The 24,038-nt window shown below is 24.1% G+C and carries 22 protein-coding genes; 17 read left to right on the forward strand and 5 right to left on the reverse strand.

From position 1 onward, the window contains the following. Window positions 1–118: 118 nt before the first annotated feature. Entirely contained in the window at window positions 119–1,387 is a 1,269-nt protein-coding gene (gene tyrS / locus D9V71_RS00605) for a tyrosine--tRNA ligase (protein ID WP_158340458.1), read from the forward strand. A 7-nt stretch (window positions 1,388–1,394) separates the two neighbouring features. Here the strand turns inward: tyrS and D9V71_RS00610 are convergent, their stop codons facing one another. Then, window positions 1,395–1,787, reverse strand: a complete 393-nt coding sequence (locus D9V71_RS00610; protein ID WP_158340459.1) for an iron-sulfur cluster assembly accessory protein — start codon at window positions 1,785–1,787, stop codon at window positions 1,395–1,397. 235 nt (window positions 1,788–2,022) lie between these two features. Between D9V71_RS00610 and ydiK the strand changes: the two genes are divergently transcribed. The 11 genes from ydiK (at window position 2,023) to yajC (ending at window position 14,356) form a co-directional block, all read left to right on the forward strand. After that, window positions 2,023–3,105 carry an AI-2E family transporter YdiK gene (gene ydiK, locus D9V71_RS00615; RefSeq protein ID WP_158340460.1) on the forward strand — a complete coding sequence of 361 codons (1,083 nt, stop codon included), beginning with the start codon at window positions 2,023–2,025 and terminating at the stop codon, window positions 3,103–3,105. Window positions 3,106–3,463: 358 nt separating this feature from the next. After that, window positions 3,464–4,510 carry a 3-deoxy-7-phosphoheptulonate synthase gene (locus D9V71_RS00620; protein ID WP_158340461.1) on the forward strand — a complete coding sequence of 349 codons (1,047 nt, stop codon included), beginning with the start codon at window positions 3,464–3,466 and terminating at the stop codon, window positions 4,508–4,510. A 189-nt stretch (window positions 4,511–4,699) separates the two neighbouring features. Beyond that, window positions 4,700–6,628: a threonine--tRNA ligase gene (gene thrS, locus D9V71_RS00625; RefSeq protein WP_158340462.1), complete on the forward strand. Its 1,929-nt coding sequence runs from the start codon at window positions 4,700–4,702 to the stop codon at window positions 6,626–6,628. 3 nt (window positions 6,629–6,631) lie between these two features. Continuing rightward, a complete protein-coding gene (infC, locus tag D9V71_RS00630; RefSeq protein ID WP_158340463.1) occupies window positions 6,632–7,171 on the forward strand; it encodes a translation initiation factor IF-3 in 540 nt (179 codons plus the stop codon). An 88-nt stretch (window positions 7,172–7,259) separates the two neighbouring features. After that, window positions 7,260–7,457 (forward strand): 50S ribosomal protein L35, encoded by a 198-nt coding sequence (gene rpmI / locus D9V71_RS00635; RefSeq protein WP_158340464.1) that lies wholly within the window; start codon window positions 7,260–7,262, stop codon window positions 7,455–7,457. A 42-nt stretch (window positions 7,458–7,499) separates the two neighbouring features. Continuing rightward, the gene (rplT, locus tag D9V71_RS00640; RefSeq protein WP_158340465.1) at window positions 7,500–7,856 is read left to right on the forward strand and encodes a 50S ribosomal protein L20; all 357 of its coding nucleotides are present in this window, start codon (window positions 7,500–7,502) and stop codon (window positions 7,854–7,856) included. A gap of 192 nt (window positions 7,857–8,048) precedes the next feature. Beyond that, entirely contained in the window at window positions 8,049–9,038 is a 990-nt protein-coding gene (pheS, locus tag D9V71_RS00645) for a phenylalanine--tRNA ligase subunit alpha (protein ID WP_158340466.1), read from the forward strand. A 9-nt stretch (window positions 9,039–9,047) separates the two neighbouring features. Beyond that, window positions 9,048–11,432, forward strand: a complete 2,385-nt coding sequence (gene pheT / locus D9V71_RS00650; RefSeq protein WP_158340467.1) for a phenylalanine--tRNA ligase subunit beta — start codon at window positions 9,048–9,050, stop codon at window positions 11,430–11,432. A 4-nt stretch (window positions 11,433–11,436) separates the two neighbouring features. Further along, the gene (locus D9V71_RS00655; RefSeq protein WP_158340468.1) at window positions 11,437–11,733 is read left to right on the forward strand and encodes an integration host factor subunit alpha; all 297 of its coding nucleotides are present in this window, start codon (window positions 11,437–11,439) and stop codon (window positions 11,731–11,733) included. 1,150 nt (window positions 11,734–12,883) lie between these two features. Beyond that, a complete protein-coding gene (gene tgt, locus D9V71_RS00660; RefSeq protein ID WP_158340469.1) occupies window positions 12,884–13,996 on the forward strand; it encodes a tRNA guanosine(34) transglycosylase Tgt in 1,113 nt (370 codons plus the stop codon). A 24-nt stretch (window positions 13,997–14,020) separates the two neighbouring features. Further along, entirely contained in the window at window positions 14,021–14,356 is a 336-nt protein-coding gene (gene yajC / locus D9V71_RS00665) for a preprotein translocase subunit YajC (RefSeq protein ID WP_158340470.1), read from the forward strand. A gap of 52 nt (window positions 14,357–14,408) precedes the next feature. On the opposite strand, the gene glyS is transcribed toward yajC, so the two are convergent. Both glyS and glyQ read right to left on the reverse strand, forming a co-directional pair. Further along, on the reverse strand, window positions 14,409–16,481 hold the full coding sequence (glyS, locus tag D9V71_RS00670; RefSeq protein WP_158340471.1) for a glycine--tRNA ligase subunit beta: 2,073 nt from the start codon (window positions 16,479–16,481) through the stop codon (window positions 14,409–14,411). Further along, window positions 16,456–17,394 (reverse strand): glycine--tRNA ligase subunit alpha, encoded by a 939-nt coding sequence (gene glyQ, locus D9V71_RS00675; protein ID WP_158340472.1) that lies wholly within the window; start codon window positions 17,392–17,394, stop codon window positions 16,456–16,458. Before glyQ ends, glyS begins: the two co-directional genes overlap by 26 nt. Before the next feature lie 867 nt (window positions 17,395–18,261). Here glyQ and nfo point away from each other — a divergent pair. Beyond that, a complete protein-coding gene (gene nfo, locus D9V71_RS00680) occupies window positions 18,262–19,110 on the forward strand; it encodes a deoxyribonuclease IV (protein ID WP_158340473.1) in 849 nt (282 codons plus the stop codon). A 29-nt stretch (window positions 19,111–19,139) separates the two neighbouring features. Continuing rightward, window positions 19,140–19,427, forward strand: a complete 288-nt coding sequence (gene rplY, locus D9V71_RS00685; protein ID WP_158340474.1) for a 50S ribosomal protein L25 — start codon at window positions 19,140–19,142, stop codon at window positions 19,425–19,427. Between the two features lie 82 nt (window positions 19,428–19,509). Here rplY and D9V71_RS00690 read toward each other — a convergent pair whose 3' ends face one another. Next, a complete protein-coding gene (locus D9V71_RS00690) occupies window positions 19,510–20,274 on the reverse strand; it encodes a DedA family protein (RefSeq protein WP_158340475.1) in 765 nt (254 codons plus the stop codon). Between the two features lie 166 nt (window positions 20,275–20,440). Between D9V71_RS00690 and D9V71_RS00695 the strand changes: the two genes are divergently transcribed. Genes D9V71_RS00695 through D9V71_RS00705 form a run of 3 tightly spaced genes read left to right on the forward strand, consistent with a single transcriptional unit; the run spans window position 20,441 to window position 23,517 of the window. After that, on the forward strand, window positions 20,441–21,781 hold the full coding sequence (locus tag D9V71_RS00695; RefSeq protein WP_280094072.1) for a peptidylprolyl isomerase: 1,341 nt from the start codon (window positions 20,441–20,443) through the stop codon (window positions 21,779–21,781). A gap of 53 nt (window positions 21,782–21,834) precedes the next feature. Further along, window positions 21,835–22,668, forward strand: coding sequence for a 16S rRNA (adenine(1518)-N(6)/adenine(1519)-N(6))-dimethyltransferase RsmA (rsmA, locus tag D9V71_RS00700; protein ID WP_158340918.1), 834 nt, complete (start codon window positions 21,835–21,837; stop codon window positions 22,666–22,668). Window positions 22,669–22,701: 33 nt separating this feature from the next. Next, the gene (locus D9V71_RS00705) at window positions 22,702–23,517 is read left to right on the forward strand and encodes a symmetrical bis(5'-nucleosyl)-tetraphosphatase (RefSeq protein ID WP_158340477.1); all 816 of its coding nucleotides are present in this window, start codon (window positions 22,702–22,704) and stop codon (window positions 23,515–23,517) included. Between the two features lie 35 nt (window positions 23,518–23,552). Here the strand turns inward: D9V71_RS00705 and folA are convergent, their stop codons facing one another. Continuing rightward, entirely contained in the window at window positions 23,553–24,035 is a 483-nt protein-coding gene (gene folA / locus D9V71_RS00710) for a type 3 dihydrofolate reductase (RefSeq protein WP_158340478.1), read from the reverse strand. Between the last annotated feature and the right edge of the window lie 3 nt (window positions 24,036–24,038).

The raw sequence follows: 24,038 nt of genomic DNA on the forward strand, positions 1-24,038 counted from the left end.
TTGCTCATTGATGTTCTAAGAAAATTAGAATAAGATATTTTTAAAAAATATAAGATATCAATTAAACTGTGAGATATTTTTTTATTTGTAGAAGATTAATATTAAAAAAGAGGTTTTAATGAATGAATTTAATTTAATTGAAAGATTACACAATAGAGGTTTAATATCTTATATTACAAATGAAGATAATTTAAGTAAACTTATTCAAAATCACTCAATTTCTCTTTATTGTGGCTTTGATCCTACAGATGAAAGTCTGCATATAGGTCATCTTTTACCTTTAATCACTCTAAAAAGATTTCAAATGGCAGGTCATAGACCTATAATATTAATAGGAGGAGCTACAAGTCTAATTGGAGATCCTAGTTTTAAAGACAAAGAACGCATTTTTAATACCAATAAAAATATTAATATATGGACAGAAAAAATTAGCAAGCAAATTTCTTGTTTTTTAGATTTTAATTGTGGAGAAAATAGTGCTTTGTTATTAAACAATAATACATGGTTTAATAAGATTAATATCTTATCTTTTTTAAGAGATGTGGGGAAATATTTTTCAATTAACACTATGATTAATCGAGCTGCAGTTAAACAACGCATTACAAGACCAGATCAAGGAATTTCATTTACAGAATTTTCTTATAATTTATTGCAAGCATATGATTTTTTTATTTTAAATAAACAATATGGAGTAGATCTCCAAATTGGAGGATCAGATCAGTGGGGTAATATTTCTTCAGGAATGCATTTAATAAATCGTAGATCCAAAAAATCAGCATATGGTTTAACAGTGCCTCTTCTTATCCAGTCTAATGGTGTTAAATTTGGTAAAACAGAATCGGGGACGATATGGTTAGATGCAAATAAAACTAGTCCTTATAGATTTTATCAGTTTTGGATGAACATAGAAGACTCTAATGTTTATCATTTTTTAAAGCTTTTTACTTTCATAAAAACATCAGAAATCAACAAAAGGGAACAAAAAAAATATATTGATAATCAAATTATTAATGATAAGTCTTTTTTAGCAAAAAATATTACTCAATTAGTACATGGAAAAGAGAAATTATTAGCAGTGGAAAGGATTACAGAATTTCTATTTTCAAAAAATATTACTAATATCGAAGAAGCTGATTTTCAACAATTAAAACAAGATGGTATACCATTTATTGAAATAGATAATATAAAAGATTTGCAAGAAGCGTTAGTATTAACCTCATTAGCAGAATCTAGAACTCAGGCTAAAAATATGATAATTTCTAATTCTATATCTATTAATACTAAAAAAATAAGAAAAAATCATATTTTTAATAACCAAGATAAATTGTTTGGAAAGTTTACTTTGTTATCTCGAGGTAAAAAACAACATTCTTTATTATGTTGGTAATTTATTTTTAATTCATTGAAAAACTTTCGCCACAACCACAAAATTTTTCTAAATTAGAATTATAAAACTTAAATATTTTATTTATATTATGTTTTACAAAATCTATTTTAATACCTTCCAGAAAGGGTATATCTTTAGAAGATATATATATAAGAATATTTTTATAAAAAAAACTAATTTCTTTTTTATCTCTTTCTTTTTTTAATTCTGAAGATTTTACTAATTTCATAGTATAACGAAATCCTGCACATCCTGATTTTTTTATACTTAATCTTATTCCTATATTATCAGAGTTTAAATTAATGAGAAATAAAATTTGTTTCATAGCATCTTCAGTTATTGAAATATTTTTCCATGTATTTTTTTTTGGCAAATAAGTGCTAACTTCATTTTTATTCATCATGTCCTCTTTTTAAAAAATATATTTATGAAAAAAAAAATATATTTAGAATATACTTCTATTTTAAATAAGTATTTGTATTTTAAAGAATATTCTTTTTTATTAATTATTTTTATAAATTTTAATGTTATAATTATTTTATCTTTCTTTAGGAATATAAATTTTTTTTTATAAATCTACATTAATTTTACAAGAAATTATTTATAATATAAAAATGTTGAGGTACAACAATTATATGCAAAATCCAAAAGAGAAAATGGATTTATCGCAGTCTATTTTATCACTGATATTTATTATTGCTATGGGTGTAATAAGTTTTTTGGTAATCCATCCATTTATATTAGGATTTTCTTGGGCTAGTATGATTGTCATTGCCACTTGGCCTCTTATGTTAAAAATACAGAAATGTTTGGGCGGAAAACGTTCACTTGCTGTAATAATTATGATTGTAATTTTGGTTCTTTTATTTATTATTCCAGTATTTTTCTTAGTAAATAGTTTAATTGCAACAAGTATACCTCTTATTCATTGGTTTAGTTCAAATACTCTAGAATTTCCAGAATTAATATGGCTGCAAGATATTCCTCTTATTGGTAAAAAAATATTTATTAGTTATCGAGAATTATTAGATAGCGATGGAGGTGAATTAATTCGCGAAGTCAGACCTTATATGGGAAAAACTACTGAATTTTTTATAATACAAGTTAAAGATTGTGGGTTATTTATTGTGCATTTAATACTAATGTTATTTTTTAGTGCTTTATTATATTGGAATGGTGAAAAAGTTAGCAATTTTATTCATCATTTTGCTTTTCGACTTAGTAAAAAAAATGGTAATGCTATTGTTTTATTAGCTACTCAAGCAGTTAGAGCTGTTGCATTAGGTGTTGCAGTGACAGCTTTGATTCAAGCTTTATTGTCTGGTTTGGGATTATTAGTTTCTGGTGTTCCTTATTGGGCTTTATTAATGATAATAATTTTTTTTTCTTGTTTAATACAATTAGGACCATTGCCTATTTTGATACCTTCAATTACATGGCTTTATTGGAGTGATCATCCTACTTGGGGTGCAATATTGTTAATTTGGAGTTGTCTTGTATTTATACTTGATCATATACTTAGACCATTTTTTATACGTTTAGGAGCTGATTTACCTATTTTATTAACTTTATCTGGAGTAATTGGTGGTTTATTGACTTTCGGCATGATTGGCTTGTTTGTTGGTCCAGTAGTACTAGTAATATTTTATCGTTTAATAATGTCATGGATGTACGGAATTTCAATTGGATCTTTTGCAGAACAGACATCGTTAAAATAAAATTTAAATTAATGTTAAGATAATAGATAAAATAAATGCTTTTAATTAAATATAATCTAAATTATGATAATATATAAAAGATAATTTAGTTATATTTTCGTAATCAATAAGTAGAAAATTGATTATATTATATAACTATAATTGTTTTTAAGATTTAATCTTCATTTTTTTCTATTTGAAATTTCTGTTATATTATTTAAAGTATACTATTAAACAATCTTCTCCCTAATATTATGAAATTTTTTATTAAGTATTTAAAAAAACTATTAGAAATGAGATTATGACTGGTTAGTTTTTCGTGATTTTTATGAAATATTCATATTCTTTCCAGAATAAAAAAACTCATTTAGAGAACAAAATGAAAAAAACAGATGAATTACGTACGATACGAATTGATCCATTAATAACTCCAGCTGAATTAGCTAAAAAATATGCTATTACTTCAGATATCATGGATACTGTTATTGCAACAAGACAAAATATTGCTCGTATTATGACCGGACAAGATTTGCGACTACTTGTTGTGATAGGTCCATGTTCAGTTCACGATCCTATCGCTGCAGTAGAATATGCACATCGATTATATGAATTACGATTAAAATATAAAGATCGTCTTGAAATTATAATGCGCACATATTTTGAGAAGCCAAGAACAGTTGTTGGATGGAAAGGACTTATCTCGGATCCAGATTTAAATGGAACTTTTCGAGTTAATCATGGATTAGCTGTAGCTCGTAAATTATTACTAGATATAAATGCATTAGGAATGCCTGCAGCAACAGAATTTCTTGATATGGTCATAGGCCAATTTATTGCAGATTTAATTAGTTGGGGCGCTATTGGTGCAAGAACAACTGAAAGTCAAATTCATAGAGAAATGGCTTCTGCTCTTTCTTGTCCAGTAGGTTTTAAAAATGGTACTGATGGTAACATACGAATTGCAATTGATGCTATTCGTGCAGCAAGTGTGCGACATTTATTTTTAGCACCTAATAAAGATGGACAAATGACAATTAATCATACTAGTGGTAATCCATATGGGCATATAATTATGCGAGGTGGTCGTTCTCCTAATTATCATTCTGATGATATTAATTTAGCAGTAAAACATTTACGCGAATTTAATTTATTAGAACATTTAATGATTGATTTTAGTCATGGTAATTGTTTAAAACAACATATCCGTCAAAAAAATGTTTCTGACTCTGTTTCATATCAAATTTCTCATGGTTCTAAAGCTATTTTTGGTGTTATGATTGAAAGCTTTTTAGAAGAAGGTTTTCAACCAGTAATTAATAATCAGCCATTAATATATGGTAAATCGATTACTGATGCGTGTTTAAATTGGAAAGATAGCACTTTAATTATTAAACAATTAGCAGATGCTGTAGATGCACGTTTTTAATTCATATGCTAGTCAAAAAAATTTGACTAGCATCGTTTTTTCAATTTTGAGATATTTTATATAAAGTTTATTTTTATACTATATATGCAAAATTTTTTTTACATAAGAACATATATCCTGTAAACACTTAATAAGCAATTGATTTTTCAGATAGAAAACAATTAATATTTTTTAATTAAGGACTTAAGAATGCCTGTAATAAGATTTTTTGATGGAAGTCAGCAGGTGTACGAGCATTCTGTTTCATTGATAGAGATTATTAAAAACAAAAAACCTAGTATTATGAAATCTCTTATTGCAATTTCTGTTAATAATCATTTTGCAAATTTGAATACTTTAATAAAAGAAGATTCTTTTATAGAATTTATTAATGAAAAAGATCATAAAGCATTAAATATCGTTCGGTATTCTTGCGCACAGCTTTTAAGCTATGCTGTAAAAAATACATGGCCACTTTCACATATTGCTTCAAGTAATATTATAGACAATGGTTTTTATTGTGATGTTGAGGTTGAAAGAAAAATTTCAGAAAAAGAGCTTATCTTATTAGAAAATAATATGAAAACTCTTGTAAAAAAAGAATATGATATTTTAAATAAATTAGTTTCTTATACTGAAGCAAAAAAACTATTTCAAAAGTTTTTTGAGAAATATAAAATCTCTTTAATTGATAAAAACAGCAATTTTGAGAAGAAAGTTTCTCTTTATTATCATGAAAATTATGTAGATATTGATATAGGAATGCAAGTTTTTAATATAAAATGTTGTAAATATTTTAAATTACAGAAAATCGGAGGTGTTTACTGGGAGAGAAATAAAAAAAATAAAATGTTACAGCGTATTTATGGTACTGCTTGGACTAATCAGAAAGAACTAGATAAACATATTCACTATTTAAATGAATTAGATAAAAGAGATCATAGAAAAATCGGGAAATTTCTGCAATTGTATCATATGCAGGAAGAATCTCCAGGTATGATTTTCTGGCATAATAAAGGCTGGATTATTTTTAATGAACTAGAAAATTTTGTTCGATTGAAATTAAAAGAATATAAATATAAAGAAGTTAAAACACCATTATTAATAGATAAGTTAATTTGGAAGAAAAGTGGACATTGGGATAATTATAAAAATTCTATTTTTACTACAATATCAGAAAATCGAGAATATTGTGTTAAACCAATGAATTGTCCTGGACATGTACAAATTTTTAATAGTAGATTAAAATCGTATCGCGACTTACCTATCCGTATGGCAGAATTTGGAAGTTGTCATCGTAACGAACCTTCAGGATCTTTACATGGGTTAATGCGGGTACGTAATTTTACTCAAGATGATGCTCATATATTTTGTACTCGAGAACAAGTGCGTTCTGAAATTAACAATTGTATTAAAATGATATATGATTTGTATAGTACATTTAATTTTAAAAAAATATTAGTTAAATTATCTACACGTCCAGAAAAGCGTATTGGGACCGATTCTCTATGGAATGAATCGGAAAAAGATTTATCTGATATGTTGATAGAAAATCATTTATCATTTGAATATCAATTAGGAGAAGGCGCTTTTTACGGACCTAAAATTGAATTTATTTTACAAGATTCTTTAAACCGAAATTGGCAATGCGGAACGATTCAACTTGATTTTTATTTGCCATTACGTTTAAGTTCGTTCTACATTAATGAAAAAAATGAACGTAAAGTTCCTGTAATTATTCATCGGGCTATATTAGGCTCAATAGAACGATTTATTGGCATATTAATTGAAGAATGTGCAGGTAATTTACCAACATGGTTATCTCCAATACAAGTAGTGATAATTAGTATCACCGATATTAGTTCAGATTATGTAAAAAAATTGTTTAAAAAATTCTCTGGATTTAATATTCGTATAGAATCTGATTTAAGAAATGAAAAAATAGGTTTTAAAATTCGAGAACATACGCTTCGTCGAATCCCTTATATCTTAATTTGCGGTGAAAAAGAAATTAGTTCTAAAAAAATATCTGTTCGAAATCGAAATGGTCATGATTTTGGAATGATTGATGTTGATCTTTTTATTAAAAAGTTGCAAAAAGAAATTATTGATCGCAACTTTTATCAAATGGAGGAATAAAGTATTAAAGGTGGAAAAAGAATTCAATTAACACGTCCTAATCGAATTAATAGTGAGATACGTGCTATTAAAGTTCGTCTGACAGGCGTTGAAGGTGATCAAATTGGTATAGTTAATTTACGTGAAGCTTTAGAAAAATCTGAGGAGTTAGGATTAGACTTAGTTGAAATTAGTCCGAATGCTGAACCTCCAGTTTGTCGTATCATGGATTATGGAAAGTTTCTTTATGAAAAAAGTAAATCTTCCAAGGAACAGAAAAAAAAACAAAAAGTAATCCAGATAAAAGAAATAAAATTTCGTCCAGGAACTGATGAAGGTGATTATCAAGTTAAATTACGTAATTTAGTACGTTTTTTAGAAGATGGTGATAAAGCTAAAATTACTTTGCGATTTAGAGGACGAGAAATGGCACATCAAAAAATTGGTGTTGATGTGCTAAATAGAGTTAAAAATGATTTAATTGAATTAGCAATTGTAGAATCTTTTCCATCTAAAATTGAAGGTCGACAAATGATAATGATTTTAGCGCCAAAGAAAAAATAATCGCTTTTAATTAGATTTTTTAGAATTAATATACATATTATTTAAATAATTTTTTATATTTTTTTTCATAATTTAAATGAAATAGTTTATGCCAAAAATTAAAACTTTAAAAAGTGCAGCTAAACGTTTTAAAAAAACTGCATCTGGTAAATTTAAACGTAAACAAGCAAATTTACGTCATATTTTAACGAAAAAAACAACAAATAAAAAACGTCATCTTCGTCCTAAGATTCTAGTATCTAAAGGAGATATAGATAAGGTTAAATCTTTTTTACCATATGCGTAAATTAACTTATTTTATTAAGATTTTACGAATAGGAGAGCATAAATGGCTCGTGTAAAACGTGGGGTAATTGCTCACGCTCGTCACAAAAAAATCTTAAAACAAGCAAAAGGTTATTATGGAGCTCGTTCACGCATTTATAGAGTTGCTTGTCAAGCAGTGATTAAAGCTGGTCAATATGCTTATCGTGACAGACGACAACGAAAACGACAATTTCGTCAATTATGGATTTCGCGTATTAATGCTGCTGTTCGTCAAAGTAAAATGTCTTATAGTAATTTCATGTTTGGTTTAAAAAGAGCTTCAATTAACATTGATCGAAAAATGTTATCTGATATCGCTGTATTTGATATTTTTTCATTTAATGCATTAGTAAAAAAAGCAAAAGAAGCTTTATTGTAAATATTAATTTTTAATCTGTAAGAGGGGGAAATTAATCTCCCCTCTATTTTTAATGATTGATAATATTCAATAGATTTTTTTGTATTTCAAATTTAGACTTATTAGTCTAAATAAAAATAAGCTTCCTTTATGGGAGCTTTTTCGTATGTTAAATATATACTTAAATATTAATAAAATAAAAAAATACACAATATGCTAAATTTAAATAAATTATTTGAAACTGTCAAAATAGATATAAAAAATTCAAAAAAAATAGAAGAATTAGATGAAATTCGCATTAAATATTTAGGTAAAAAAGGTGTTTTTATTTCTTATATGAAACATTTAAAAAACTTGCCTTTTGAAGAAAAGAAGAAATATAGTATTTTTATAAATGAAAAAAAGCAAGAAATTATTAGTAAAATCAATCAAAAAAAACAAAAATTAATCACACTTATTCTAGAAAAACGTATTAGAAAAGAAACTATTGACGTATCGTTACCTGGACGTCGTACTGAACGTGGTTGTTTGCATCCTATAACACAAACTATTAATTATATAAAAAACTTTTTTTTAACATTAGGTTTTCAATCAATAAATGGTCCTGAAATAGAAGATGAACATCATAATTTTGATGCTTTAAATATTCCTCAAGACCATCCAGCTCGAGATAGTCACGATACTTTTTGGTTTGATAATACGAGATTATTAAGAACTCAAACTTCAAATATGCAAATTCGTATTATGAAAAAAGAAACACCTCCAATTAGATTTATTTTTCCTGGAAAAGTATACCGTAATGATTACGATGTTACACATACACCTATGTTTCATCAGATTGAAGGTTTGATAGTTGATAAAAATATTAATTTTTCTCATTTAAAATGGATTATATATAAATTTTTATATAATTTTTTTGGAGACAAAGTTTCTATTAAATTTCGTCCATCATATTTCCCTTTTACTGTTCTTTCCGCAGAAGTAGATATTATTAATTGTCATGGAAAACCTTTAGAAATATTAGGATGTGGCATGGTACACCCTAATGTTTTAAAAAATGTTAATATTGATTCAAAGATATATTCTGCTTGTGCTTTCGGAATAGGTGTTGAAAGAATAACTATGTTACGCTATGGAATATCTGATATTCGATCTTTTTTTGAAAATGATATAAGATTTTTAAATCAATTTAAATATAATTAGTGAGATAAAATGAAATTTAGTGAAAAATGGTTACGTGAATGGATAGATCCAAAAGTTAATAGCAAGATTTTACATGAACAAATTTCTAGTTCTGGTATTGAAGTAGAACATGTCAAAAAATTTAAATCTACATTTTATGGTATTGTAGTTGGTAAGATAGTTCAATGTATTTTACATTCTCAATCTCATAATCTCAAAATACTAAAAGTAGATATAGGCAAAAAAGAATTGTTAAACATTGTATGTGGAGCATCTAATTGTTGTAATGGCATGAAAGTTGCAGTAGCTACTGTGGGTTCTATTTTGCCTAACAATATTATAATTAACAAAAGAGTTTTAAAAGGAGAATTATCTGAAGGAATGCTATGTTCTTTTTTTGAATTAGGTCTTTTTTTTAATGATAATAAGATTATTGAATTTTCTAAAAAAACACCAGTAGGAATTAATGTTAATGATTATTTATCATTAAACGATAATATTATTAAAGTTGCTACAACATCAAATCGTCCAGATGGTCTCAGTATTTTAGGCTTATCTCGCAATATAGCTGCTATAAACAATTCAAAAATATCACCTTTAATATATAAATCAGTCCCTGTTATTATTGACAAAAAAATTGATATTGATATTCAAGCTAAAAAAGAATGTATTAATTTTGTAGGAAGAATTGTACAAAATATTGATGTAAATGTTGATATTCCTTTTTGGATGAAAAAAAAATTATTTTTTTCTGATCTTTTGTCAGAAAATATTATAACAAATATTATGAATTATGTATTAATTGAAATAGGACAACCATTAAATGTGTTAAATTTAGATAATATAAATAATCCTATTATAATTCGTATGGCAAAAGATAAAGAAAATATATTTTTGGAAAAAAATATAGAGGTACGTTTAAATAAAAATATATTAGTTGTTTCTGATAAAGAGAAAATATTGTCTGTTCCTGGCAATATTAATTCTTATGTTGTTAACATAAATAAAAACACTAAAAATATATTATTAACTTCATCTTTAATTAATAGAAAATCTATTTCTTATATTATAAAAAAAATGAAATCTAATAAAGTGTTAGAATATTATAATTATGGTATTGATCCATTTCTTCAAAACTATGCTATTGAATATGCAACTGATTTAATTATAAAAATATGTGGGGGTATTCCTGGTCCTATTAGTTCTAAAAAAACTAATTCAATTGTATATAATAATAAAATCAGGTTAAATTATGAAAAATTAAATAAAATAACAGGTGTTTCTTTTGATGTAATTGTTGTTTCAAAGATTTTACATAGTCTTGATTACCAGTTAAATTTTCAAGAAAAATTTTGGGATGTCATTCCTCCTAGCTGGCGATTTGATATATTAATTGAGGAAGATGTAATTAGTGACATACTTCGAATATATGGATATAACAAAATTTGTTCAACTCCATTGAAAGAATTTTTAAACTGCAACAAAAAAAATGAATTAACAGATTCTTTATTTAAAAAGTCTGCTATTATATTAATTAATCAAGGTTATTATGAAGTTATAAACTATGGTTTTATTGATCCTAAAATACAAAATTTAATTTTCCCGAATAAAAAAAATTTATTATTATCTAATCCTATTTCTCAGGATATGTCATGTATGCGTGTATCGCTATGGCCTGGTTTGCTTAAAAATATTTCTTATAATAAAAATCGTCAGAAAAATAGTATTCGTATTTTTGAAAGTGGACTTTGTTTTTCAATAGATAAAACTGAAAATCTTAGTGTTAAACAAGAAGTTTTTTTAGCAGCAGTAATTAGTGGAAATTACATTAAAGAAAATTGGTATGATAAAACCAGGAAAATGGATTTTTATGATTTAAAAGGTGATTTAGAATCTATATTAGAATCATTTTGTAAATTAGATCATATAGAATTTCGACGAGAAATAATATCTGGACTACATCCAGAACAAAGTGCATCTATATATTTTAAAAATTATTTTATTGGTAATATTGGAGCTATCCATCCCAGATTAGAAAAAGAATTAAACGTTAACAGTTCTACATTTTTATTTGAAATATCATTCAATAATTTTCCAGATATTAAACCATTAAAAATTCAAGAGATTTCAAAATTTCCTACTATTCGACGCGATATTGCAATATTGATATCAGAAGATATTGCTGTTTATACTGTTATTAAAAAATGTAAAAATTTTTTTATTAATCAAAAAGTAGAAATTAATTTATTCGATATATATTCTTGTAAAGAATTTTATAATAAGAAAAAAAGTTTAGGGATTAGTTTTATTTTTCAGAATCAAGAAAGAACTTTGAAAGATAGTGAAATCAATTTAATGATGAACGATTGTATAGGAGTATTAAATAAAAAATTTCAAGCTATCTTAAGGAAATAAACTTATGGTACTTACAAAAGCCGAAATTTCAGAAAATTTATTTGAGAAATTACAATTGACTAAAAAAGACTCAAAGAGATTTGTAGAATTTTTTTTTGAAGAAGTTAAAAAATCTTTAGAAAAAGGAGAAGATGTTAAATTGTCTGGATTTGGAAATTTTCAAATAAAGAATAAAAAAGCTCGTCCTGGTAGAAATCCTAAAACAGGAGAAATTTTTCTTATCACAGCTAGACGAGTAGTTACTTTTAAAGCTGGTCAAAAGCTAAAAGGTAAAATTGATGATTATTTAATAAAAAAATAATGATTTTTAACATATTTTTAAAAATATGCTTTCTTTTAAAAAGAAGTGAAGCATGTAACTTTCTGAATTTTTTAATTTAATAAAATCAATTGTATCTTTTTATCCTTATTTTATTCGTAGTATATATCGTTTAATAATTGCTTGTAGACATACTAAGATACTAACCCATAAATGTTTCTTCAACATTGTCAATAAAATTGATCTTGAAATTTAATTATTTTAAAAAATATCGAAGTAATTACTATTCATTTTTTTTGGATATAAAGAAAATAGAAGTAAAATTGATTTTTTTTTAAAATATTAGATGTTCTAAACATAGCAGAAAAAACTTAAAATTTTAATAATATTAGTATAGAAAATAACATTTTTTAGAAATAAAAATAAAATTAAAACTTTCATTGTTGATTATAAAAATTTTCTTTAAATTCTGTTTTATAGTAATTTTTTATTTATTTATTGAAATTATTAATGATATTAGAGAAATCTCTTGACTATCTTATAGTAAAAGATTTAGGAATATATCAGATATTGACCTGTATTAAATTATATAAAAAAATATATTCTATTGCTATATTTAATACTAGATTATATTTTGATTTAACTTTTTTTAGATAAATTACACAAGAACGATTTAGTCATAAATTATATAATTTTTCTATATAGGTTCTAGTATATTTTAACTTATTAGAATCATTAAAATCAAAAAAAATATTATTTATTATGTGTTAGTTGAAGTTTTTTCTTCGATAATTAAAAATATTAAGTTTCATGAAAAAAGGTAATCCTATTATTCCGATAGAAATTAGTATATTTTGTGTTTTAAAAAATGTCATTTATTTTCCCGAATAAAATAAAAATTTTATTTTAGTAATGTTAATATTTTTATATGTCTTATTTATAAAAAAAATTATTGATATATCGATTATTAATTTTAATTTTTTTAAATTAATATTAATTATGTCAGTTTCTTATTCTTAAGATATAAAAATATAATAAATATTTATCATAAAGCAACTATAAATATATTTTTTATTTATAGCCACGTGATATATAGAATTCATAATAAATTAGCTTTATACAAAAGATTTATTATGTAATATATTTTAAACAAGAATTCTTTTAAAAATATTATAAGAATTTTGGAGATGAAATGAATTTTCAAGTTGTTCATCAAGATGGAAATGCTAGATATGGTGTATTTAATTTTCATAACGAATTAATAGAAACACCTATTTTTATGCCAGTAGGTACTTATGGTTCTGTAAGAAGTATTAGTACAGAAGAGATTAAAAATACAGGAAGTAAAATTATTCTAGCTAACGCTTTTCATTTATATTGTAGACCTGGACATGAAATAATAAAATTACATGGCACCTTGCATAATTTTATGAATTGGTCAGGACCTATTCTTACCGATTCTGGAGGATTTCAAGTTTTTAGTCTTTCACGATTCTGCAAGGTCAATGAAGAAGGAGTTATTTTTCAAAATCATATTAATGGGAAGAAAATGTTTTTAACCCCAGAAATCTCTATGAAAATTCAATTGGATTTAGGTTCAAATATTGTTATGATTTTTGATGAATGTATTGAATACACTCAAGACTGGCAAAAAACAAAAAATGCAATGGAGAGATCATTACACTGGGCAAAAAAAAGTCGTTTACATTTTGATTTTTATAAAAATAGAAATTTATTATTTGGCATTATTCATGGAGGAATATATCCATCTTTGCGTGATATATCGCTAAAAGAATTAATAAAAATCGGTTTTGACGGGTATGCATTAGGTGGTTTAGCTGTTGGAGAAACAAAAAAAGAAATGTATCAATTATTAGATCATATTTGTCCTCAAATGCCAAAAAACAAACCTCGATATTTAATGGGAGTAGGTAAACCTGAAGATTTAATAGAAGGGATAAATCGGGGTGTAGATATGTTTGATTGTGTTATACCCACTCGAAATGCAAGAAATGGATATTTATTTGTTACAAATGGTATCATTAAAATTAGAAATAAAAAATATAAAAAAGACTTATCGTGTTTAGATAATACTTGCACTTGTTATACTTGTCAATATTATACTCGTTCTTATTTACATCATTTAGATTCTTGCAATGAAATATTAGGAGCTCGTTTAAATACAATACATAATTTGCATTATTATCAGACATTAATGTTTAATATAAGAAATGCAATAAAAAATAATAAATTTCATCAATTTGTATTGAATTTTTATGAGCAAAAAAATAAAATCGTTTTGTAGAAAAATAATTTTAAGGAAAAATAAATGAGTTTTTTTATTCAGAATGCTAATGCTGTGACAAACGGAACGTTAGAAAGTAGTAATTCCTATTCTTTAATATTTATGGTTATAATATTTTTGCTAGTTTTTTACTTTATGCTTTTTCGTCCTCAACAAAAGAAAGATAAAGAACATAAAAATCTTATGAATTCTCTTGTTCAGGGAGATGAAATTATAACAACTAGTGGTTTATTAGGACGAATAAAAAAAATCACAAAAAATGGATATATTTTACTTCAACTGAATGATACAAGTGAAGTATTTATAAAGCAAGACTTTATAGCATCATTATTGCCTAAAGGCACTTTAAAATCTTTATAATTTTAAAGAAAATAGATTATTTATATTTAATACTCAATTTTTAAAAATAAATTTAATATAAATAAGAAAAATCTGTTATTGTAAAAAAAATTTTTTTTATTTCATCTAATAGAAGTAGTCGATTTAAACGTATTTTAGCATTGGTATCATATACTTTAACTTTTTTAAAAAAATTAGATATAGGTTGTTCGAAATCTTTAATTTTTATTAAAATATCTTGATATTTTTTTTCTAAAAATAAATTTTTTGTGTTAATTTTAAATTTTTCTATTTGATTAAATAATATAATTTCTTCTGCTTCTTTTATTAGTTTTGTGTTAATACATCCAGTAATTTTGTTATTTTCTTTTTCTAAAATATTAGATATTCTTTTAATAGATAATATTATTAGTTCCGAATTTTCTATTTTTATAAAATAAGATATAGCTTGTATTCTTTGATGAATATCTATTAGATTTGTTGATTTATATGATAATACTGATTTAATGATTTTTATACTATATCCAGTTTCCTCATACCAATGAAATAGTCTTTTTATAAAAAATTTAAAAATTTTATCAGATAAAATTACATTTTTAAAATTTTTTTCATGATGTAAACAAAGACTTTTATTAATTAAATCTTTCAGATTTAATGTTATGTTTTTTACTATAATAATACGTATTATTCCTATAGCTAAACGTCGTAATGCAAATGGATCTTTGTCTGCACTAGGGATGTTTCCAACATAAAACATTCCTGATAAAGTATCCATTTTATCAGCAATTGATAATGCGCAACCTATAGAAGTACATGGGAGTTTATCACCTGAAAAAACTGGTAGATATTGCTCTTTAAGAGCAATGGCAACATCTTTTTTTTCTTGATCTTCTAAAGCATAGTACATGCCTATCGTACCTTGTAATTCTGGAAATTCGCATACTATATGAGTGACAAGATCACATTTAGACAGAAGTGCTGCTCTAATTGAATCTTGTATATTACTAGAATTATATTTAGCAATCCATTTTATAAGCGTTTTAAGACGTAATGTTTTTTCATATAATGATCCGAGATTATTTTGAAATAAAACTTTTTTTAGAGATAAAAGATAGTTTTCTAATTTTACTTTTCTATCATTTTTAAAAAAAAACTCAGCATCTGAAAGTCGTGCATGCATCACTTTTTGATTACCCATAATAATTTTTTCTGGTTTTTTTGAATTAATATTAGAGACTAAAATAAAATTTGGAAGAAGTTTTTTTTTAAAATCATATACTGGAAAACATTTTTGTTGTTTTTCTATAGTATGTATTAGTATTTGTTTCGGTAAGTTGAGAAATTTTTTTTCAAAATCAGCTAAAAGTACTGTAGGTGATTCTACTAAAGAAGTTACTTCCTCAATTAAAAAATCATTATTTTTTATACAACCATTAATTTTTTGTGCAGTTTCTTTGATATTTTTTATAATTTCTTCTTTTCGAATTGTATAATCAGCAATAATTTTATTTTTTTGAAAAAGAATTTTTGGATAATCTTTTGCATCTTTGATTGTTATTTTATTTTCTTTTGAAGAAAGGTGATTTTGCAGAAGATTACTAGAAGGAATATTAAATATATTTCCAGTGATAGTTTGATTGTTTAAGAGAATTACAATATTGCGAATAGGACGAAAAAATTTTTGATTATTTTTTTCCCATCGCATATATTTTTTTATAAAGATATTTTTAAGAGCTGATTCAGTAATTTTAGGGATCAATAGTTCAATTTTTTCTTGCTTTTTTTTTGTTTTATATAACAACCATTCACCTTTCTCATTTTTTAAACGATGAGTTTCATTTATATTAATTTCGAAATGTTTTAACCAACGTATAGCCGTTTGTGTTAAAGATCCATTTTGATCATAAGCATGTACTATCGATGGACCCCTTTTTGTTATTTCTATAAACTTATCTGTTGTATCAATATCTATTACTTTTAATGCTAGTCTTCTTGGAGTAGAAAAGCATCGAATATCTTTATATGAAATATTATAAAAATTCAATTTTTTCACGAAATTTTCATGAAAATATGAAGATATTTTATATAATAATCTAGAAGGTAATTCTTCGGTTCCTATTTCAATTAACAATGTTTTTTTTATCATTTTTTTCTCTTTTTTTCTGACATAATGGAAAACCTAATTTTTTTCTCATATTCAAGTATTTTATGGCTACTTCAGTAGTTAATTTTCGAATACGCAAAATATAATTTTGACGTTCATTTGAAGATATAGCTTTTCTTGCATCTAATAAATTAAATATATGATTTGCTTGTAATATTTTTTCATATGACACTAATAATAATGGTTTTTTTAACTTCATTAACTTTTTTGCTTCTGATTCATATTCTTCAAATGCATTAAATAAAAAATTAATATCAGAATGTTGAAAATTGTATTGTGATTGTTCTATTTCATTTTGTTGAAAAATATCTCCATAAGTTATTTTTTGATTATCATGTGTATTCCAAACTAAATCGTATACATTTGATTTATTTTGCATATGCATAGCAATTCTTTCTAAACCGTATGTTATTTCTACAGTTACAGGATTACATTCTAATCCACCTACTTGTTGAAAATAAGTAAATTGAGTGATTTCCATTCCATTTAACCAGACTTCCCATCCAATGCCCCAAGCACCTAACGTGGGGTTTTCCCAATTATCTTCTACAAAACGTATATCATTTATTTTTTCGTCTATATTTAATAAATTTAATGATCTTAAATAAAGATTTTGAACATTATCTAGAGAAGGTTTGATAATTACTTGAAATTGATAGTAATGTTGCAAACGATTGGGATTTTCTCCATATCTTCCATCAGAAGGACGACGACAAGCTTGTACATATGCAGCATTAATTGGTTCTGGTCCAATAGTACCTAAAAAAGTGATATTATGAAATGTTCCTGCTCCTATCGGTAAATCTAATGGTTGAAAAATAGTACATCCTTGTTGTAGCCAGTAATTTTGTAAAATTGTAATTAAACTATAAAAATTGTTATGATTATTTTTCATTGTACATCCAGAAAGGATAATAAAGATAAATTGTATGTTTTTATAATAATTCTTTTGAATTTTATATATTTGATATAATTCAAAATATATTTATCATACACAACATTTACCATATACAAATAATTATAAAATTTTAAAAAGAATTAAATTTAAAATATAATGTATTATTAAAAAAAATAAAATATCTCATTTAAAAAGAATACAATGATATAAATGAAAAAGAAAGAAAATTATTGATTGCTTAATATATATGATAAATTTTAATTCTACTGAATTTAAATTTAACAAGTAATATTTTAAAATACAAATTAGTTTATGTATAAAAAATTTATTTTATGAGTTTTCTTTAGGATTAATGTATAGAAATTTTTAAAAATATATTTTTAGGTAACATAATATTATAAAAGACAAAGAAATGATTGTAATTTAAAATATATTTATGTATTTATATTAAGTGGAATTATATAGTTTTCATGTTTAAAAACTTTAATTTTAATAATTTCCAATAAATTAGAAATTAATTATATTGTAAGTTCTATTAGAAACTAAAAATATAGAAACTAAAGATATTGCAATCATTATAAACATTTAATTTTTTTAATTCTTATTTAGAAGATTATTTAAATCTGAAGAAAATCTTAATAAGTTTCTGTATCTACAAAAATATTAAATAACCAATTAAATATATTCAATTTATTTTTATTGATTAAAATATGTTTTCTCAGTATTATATTATTTTAAACATAAAAATTTATATTTATAATTTTAAAAAATAATTTTATACTAAAAATATATTCTTATTACTTTATTTTTCAATATATTTTAAATTATTAAAATAAAAATTTTTTATAGGAAAAAGACAAAAAAATGAACTATATTGGTGCACATATTAGTTCTGCTGGTGGTTTAGAAAAAACAGTTTTACGTGCTGTTCAAATTAAAGCAACAGCTTTTTCTTTTTTTACTAGAAATCAGCGTCAATGGATTTCTCCTCCATTAATTCAAGAAAAAATAGACTATTTTAAAGATTTGTGCATTAAATATACATTTAAACCTCAACAAATTTTACCTCATAGTAGTTATTTAATTAATTTAGGTCATCCTATTGATGATTTATTAAGAAAATCTAGAAATGCTTTTATTAATGAAATAATTCGTTGTAGTCAACTTGGTTTAATATTTTTAAACTTTCATCCCGGTAGTCACTTAAATAAAATTACTGAAAATTCTTGTTTGTTAAGAATTTCTGATTCTATTAATATAGCTTTAGAAAAAACTAAAAATGTAGTCGCAGTTATAGAAAATACAGCAGGACAAGGAACTAATGTAGGATATTGTTTTGAACACTTATCTGAAATTATTAAAAATGTTGATGATAAATCTAGAGTTGGAGTTTGTATTGATACATGTCATTTGTTTGCATCAGGATATGATTTGCGTACTGAACAAGATTGTGAAAACACATTTACACAATTTAACAATTTAATAGGATTAAAATATTTAAGAGGAATACATTTAAATGATTCTAAAAGAAAATTTAATAGTCGTGTTGACCGTCATGAAAGTTTAGGATTAGGTGAAATAGGAAAATTAGCTTTTAGATGGATCATAAGAAATAAAGATTTCTACAATATTCCAATGATTTTAGAAACAGTCAATCCTAACATATGGGCAGAAGAAATTTGTTGGTTAAGATCACAGAAAAATTATAATTGAAAAATTTATTATACTTAAAGAGGTTTAAAATGTTGACACTTCAAGTAGAAAGAAGAGTAGAAAAAGGCAAAAGCTTTAGTAGAAGATTGCGGATTAATAATAAAGTTCCAGGAGTTTTATATGGAGTTAATAAAACTGAAATTTTACTTATATTAGATCATAACTCTGTTTTTAATCTACAAAAAAAAGTAGAATTTTACAAAGAAAATTTATTCTTACTGGTTGAAGATGAAAAATATAAAGTTAAAGTGCAAGCTATCCAACGACATTCATTTAAATTAAAATTGTTGCATATGGATTTTTTATATGTTTCTTAACAATAAGAAATATGATCTAATATCATTAGCTATACTTATCGTTTAAAACTGTAATTTATATTTTTTTATCAAAATATTATATTTATAATAATATAGTAGAAAAAATTTTTCTAAAAATCAACATTGTAGGATGAAATTGTATAGCAATTAAGCTTAAAATTCCAGATGACATAGTTAAAATTGCTAACCATCCAATCTTGTTCTTAGTAAAGAAAGAAGTAGTATTATCTACATGATTTTTTCTTATTTTCCACCATTTTGATATTAGCCATGTTCCGATCCATATCAAAATTGCAATGAGTAATAAGAGCCATTTAAAATAATTATTTTGAGAGCTTTGGGGTATTTTTATAGCAATTCCGGTGACTATACCAGGAAAAAAATATACTGGAGGCCACAATATACATCCAATAATACTAGGAAGAATGAATTTTTTTAATGGTAATTTCAACATACCAGAAACCATTGGTATTAATGGCCTAGTCGGACCTATAAACCGTCCGATAATAATAGTCATCATACTATGTCTATGCAATACGAATTTAGTTTTATCGAGTAATTTTTGATTTTTTTTTAAAAAATTAAAATTACATAGCCAATTTTTAAAATACAAGCCAATATAATATGAAATCCAATCACCTAACAAACATCCTATTGTGCCAGATATCCAAGCAGGATAGAATAATAATTTTCCATCACCTATAAACGTTCCTAATGTAGTCATTAAAATAATACCAGGAAGTAATAATCCTACTAAAGCAAGAGATTCTAAGAAAGAAACAACACCAACGACTAAAAGAGAGTATGCTAACGATTGTGTTATAAAAGATATTAACCAAGATTCCATAAATTCTCATTATTTTAGGGTGTATTAAAAATAAATTTTTGCATAAATAATTTATACTTTATATTTTTTTTAAACTAACCTCAAGAAAATATTATAAATTTATTTTAATTTTTTTTAATACCTGTAAAGAAAATCATAAAAAATATTTTTTATTATATTATTAATAATGAAAATATTTTGGTATAAAACACTTATTTATAAAAGAAGAATTGTAATGAAAGTATGTATTTTTTTATTTTTTTATATTTTTACTGGCATTTTTTATGTTTTAGCAAAAGATAATCACATAGATCAAATTGCAGCCATTGTTAATGATCAAATCATATTAAATAGTGATGTAAATAAAATTCTTTTTTTATTAAAAAAAGAAGGTAGAAATTTTAAAATTCCTTTAAAAAATAATTTTTTAAAAGAAAAAGTAGTTCAAAAATTAATTGTAGATTCTTTAATATTACAAGAAGCAAATAGAATGAATATTAAAGTGACTGCAGAACAAATTGATAGTGTTATTAAAAATATTGCTGTAAAAAAAAATATTAGTTTTAAGCAATTAAAAAATCATATTTTATTTCATAATCTTCACGATCATTTGTATTATGACAACTATATGAAAAATATTGAAAAATTATTAAAAATAAAAATAATACAAGATTATCAACTTCGTAAACGCATTAATATTTCTGAACAAGAAATCAGTTTTATTTTTAAAAAACTCGTGGAAAATAATAAAAAATTTAAAAAAATAAATTTAAGCTATATTTTACTGCCTTTTTCAAAAAAAGATTCTGATGATACTATTAAAAATAGAAAAGAAACAGCAGAAAAAATCGTAAAAAAACTTCAAAAAGGTTATAATTTTGAAAAATTATTCATAAATTGTAAAAAAAATAGATCTATTTTTTTAGTAAAAAAAAGTTTTTGGATGCATTTTTTAGATATACAAAATAATTTTTCTGAAACTTTAAATATTTTTAAAAACGGACAAATTTTAGGGCCTTTTTTAGGAGACAAAGGATTTTATATTTTAAAAGTGAATGATATTAAAAATAATAATGAGACGATTGAAACTGAATTTTACATACAACACTGTTTAATAAAGCCATCTATTGTTTTAACAGATGTAGAATCAAAAAAGAATATTTTTAGTATATATAAAAACATTAAAAAAGGACTTTATAATTTTGATGATGCAGTTAAAAACTTATCTCATGACTCTTATTCATCTAATAAAAAAGGTGATTTAGGATGGATTTCAAAAGAATTATTTAGTTTTAATTTTAATAAAGAATTACTATATTTAAATAAAAATGAAATTAGCAAACCTATTAAATCTGATTTTGGATGGCATATATTTAAATTACTAGATAAACGTGAAGTAGATCAGTTTTATAACTTCAAAAAAAAACAAGCTTATAATATTCTATTAAACCAGAAAATGAAACTAGAAAAGCGTAAATGGATAGAAGAACTTAAAAATATTGCTTATATCAAAATTATAAGTTCATAAGTATATTTTCTTTAAATACATTTAAATTTTAAATAAGTTAATATAAATTTATGATTATAAAAAATTTCAAAAAACATTTTCCTTTGAAAAAGTATGGACAAAATTTTCTTGTAAATAAAAATACTATTCAAGATATTGTTAAAATCATTAACCCCAAGACAAAACAAACATTAATAGAAATTGGACCTGGATTAGCCGCACTAACTAAACCAATCTGTCAATTATTAGAAGAACTTATTGTCATTGAAGTAGATCCTAATTTATTATTTTTATTAAAAAAACGTTCATTTTATTCAAAATTAATAGTTTTTTGTCAAAGCGCGTTAAATTTTAATTATGTAGATTTATTTTATAAGAAAAAACAATTAATTCGTATTTTTGGAAATTTACCATATAATATTTCTACATCTTTGATTATATTATTGTTTAAACAAATTCAATTTATTCAAGATATGAATTTTATGTTGCAGAAGGAAGTTGCTGAAAGATTAGTTTCTATTCCTGGTAATAAATCTTATGGTCGTTTAAGTATTATATCTCAATATTACTGTAATATTAAAATATTATTAGACGTTAGACCTGAAGATTTTCAACCTATTCCTAAAGTGAGTTCTGTTTTTATTAATTTAACTCCTCATACCAATTCTCCTTATTTTGTTTATGACATAAATATTCTAAGTTATGTTACAAAAAATGCTTTTCAGAATAGAAGGAAAATTTTACGTCATAATTTAAAAAATCTATTTTCTGAAAAAGAACTAATTATATTAAACATCGATTCAAATTTACGAGCTGAAAATATTTCTATTTTTCAGTATTGTCAATTATCTAATTATTTATATAAAAAATTAAATGCTATTTCAAAAGTTAATAAAATTAACTTTTAATACTCTGATTTTTATTTTAAGAGATGATAATATATGAGTACTTATTTTATAAGTGATATACACGGTTGTTATAAAGAATTTAGAATGCTGTTAAAACAATCATCTTTTAATACTAAGAAAGATTATTTGTGGATTGCAGGTGATTTAGTATCTAGAGGTCCCAATTCTCTTGATGTTGTAAAATATCTTTATTCTTTAAAAGATAGAGTAAAAATAGTTTTAGGTAATCATGATATTAATTTAATTGCAGTACATGCTGGTGTCAAGAAAAATAAAAAAGAAAATTGCTTTGATGAATTTCTTTCTTCATCAGATAGTACTAACTTAATAAATTGGCTTCGTTGTCAACCTCTTTTAAAAGTTGACGAAAAACGTAAAATTATTATGGTACATGCGGGAATTAGTCCACAATGGGATATTAATATAGCAAAATTTTGTGCATTAGAAATTAACTATTTTTTATCGGGTAAAAATTATTCTGTATTTCTACAAGATATATATAATAATAAAATAAATTTTTGGCAATTAAACCTAAACCCATTAGATAAACTACGATATGCTATAAATGCTTTTACAAGAATGCGATATTGTCATCCTGATGCTCGATTAAATATGTCGTATAAGCAATCTCCTAGTTTTGTTAAATATCCTTTAAAACCATGGTTTTTAATACCGTCTAATATTTCAAAATTTTATTCTATTTTTTTTGGACACTGGTCTTCTTTAAAAGGAACTTATATACCTAAACCTTTTTTTGCATTAGATGGTGGTTGTTGTTGGGGAGAAGAATTAATTATGTTCCGATGGGAAGATAAAAAATGGTTTTCACAAGCTTTTTTATCAAAATAATTTATATGAATTACTTATTTTGAAAAATATTTACTTTATCTTGATAGAATTTCAAAATAATAGTTATATGGATTGACTGAATTTTTAAGATTTCTTTTTCTAAATAAAACTTTCCAAGATGGAAATAATCTATATTCGGGAAAATAAGAATCACCAATAATATTGATATCTATATGAGTTAAATATAATTTATTAGCATAAAATAACATTTCTTTATATATTTTAGCTCCTCCGATAACCATAATTTCTTGATTGCATGTCGCAGAGATAATTGCATCAGATATTGAATTAGCCCAAATTATACCTTTTTTTTTGATTTTATTAGTGCTAATAACTATATTTTTACGCATTGGTAAAGGTTTTTTAATAGATTCCCAAGTTAAACGACCCATAATAATATTTTTATTTATTGTTTTTTGTTTAAACCATTTTAAATCTTCTGGAAGATACCAAGGAATTGTATTATTATTCCCAATCACAAAGTTATTAGACATAGCAGCGATCAGACTTATATTCATGAG

This window comes from Buchnera aphidicola (Macrosiphum euphorbiae) (assembly GCF_005237295.1).
GTDB classification, from domain to species: domain Bacteria; phylum Pseudomonadota; class Gammaproteobacteria; order Enterobacterales; family Enterobacteriaceae; genus Buchnera; species Buchnera aphidicola_AP.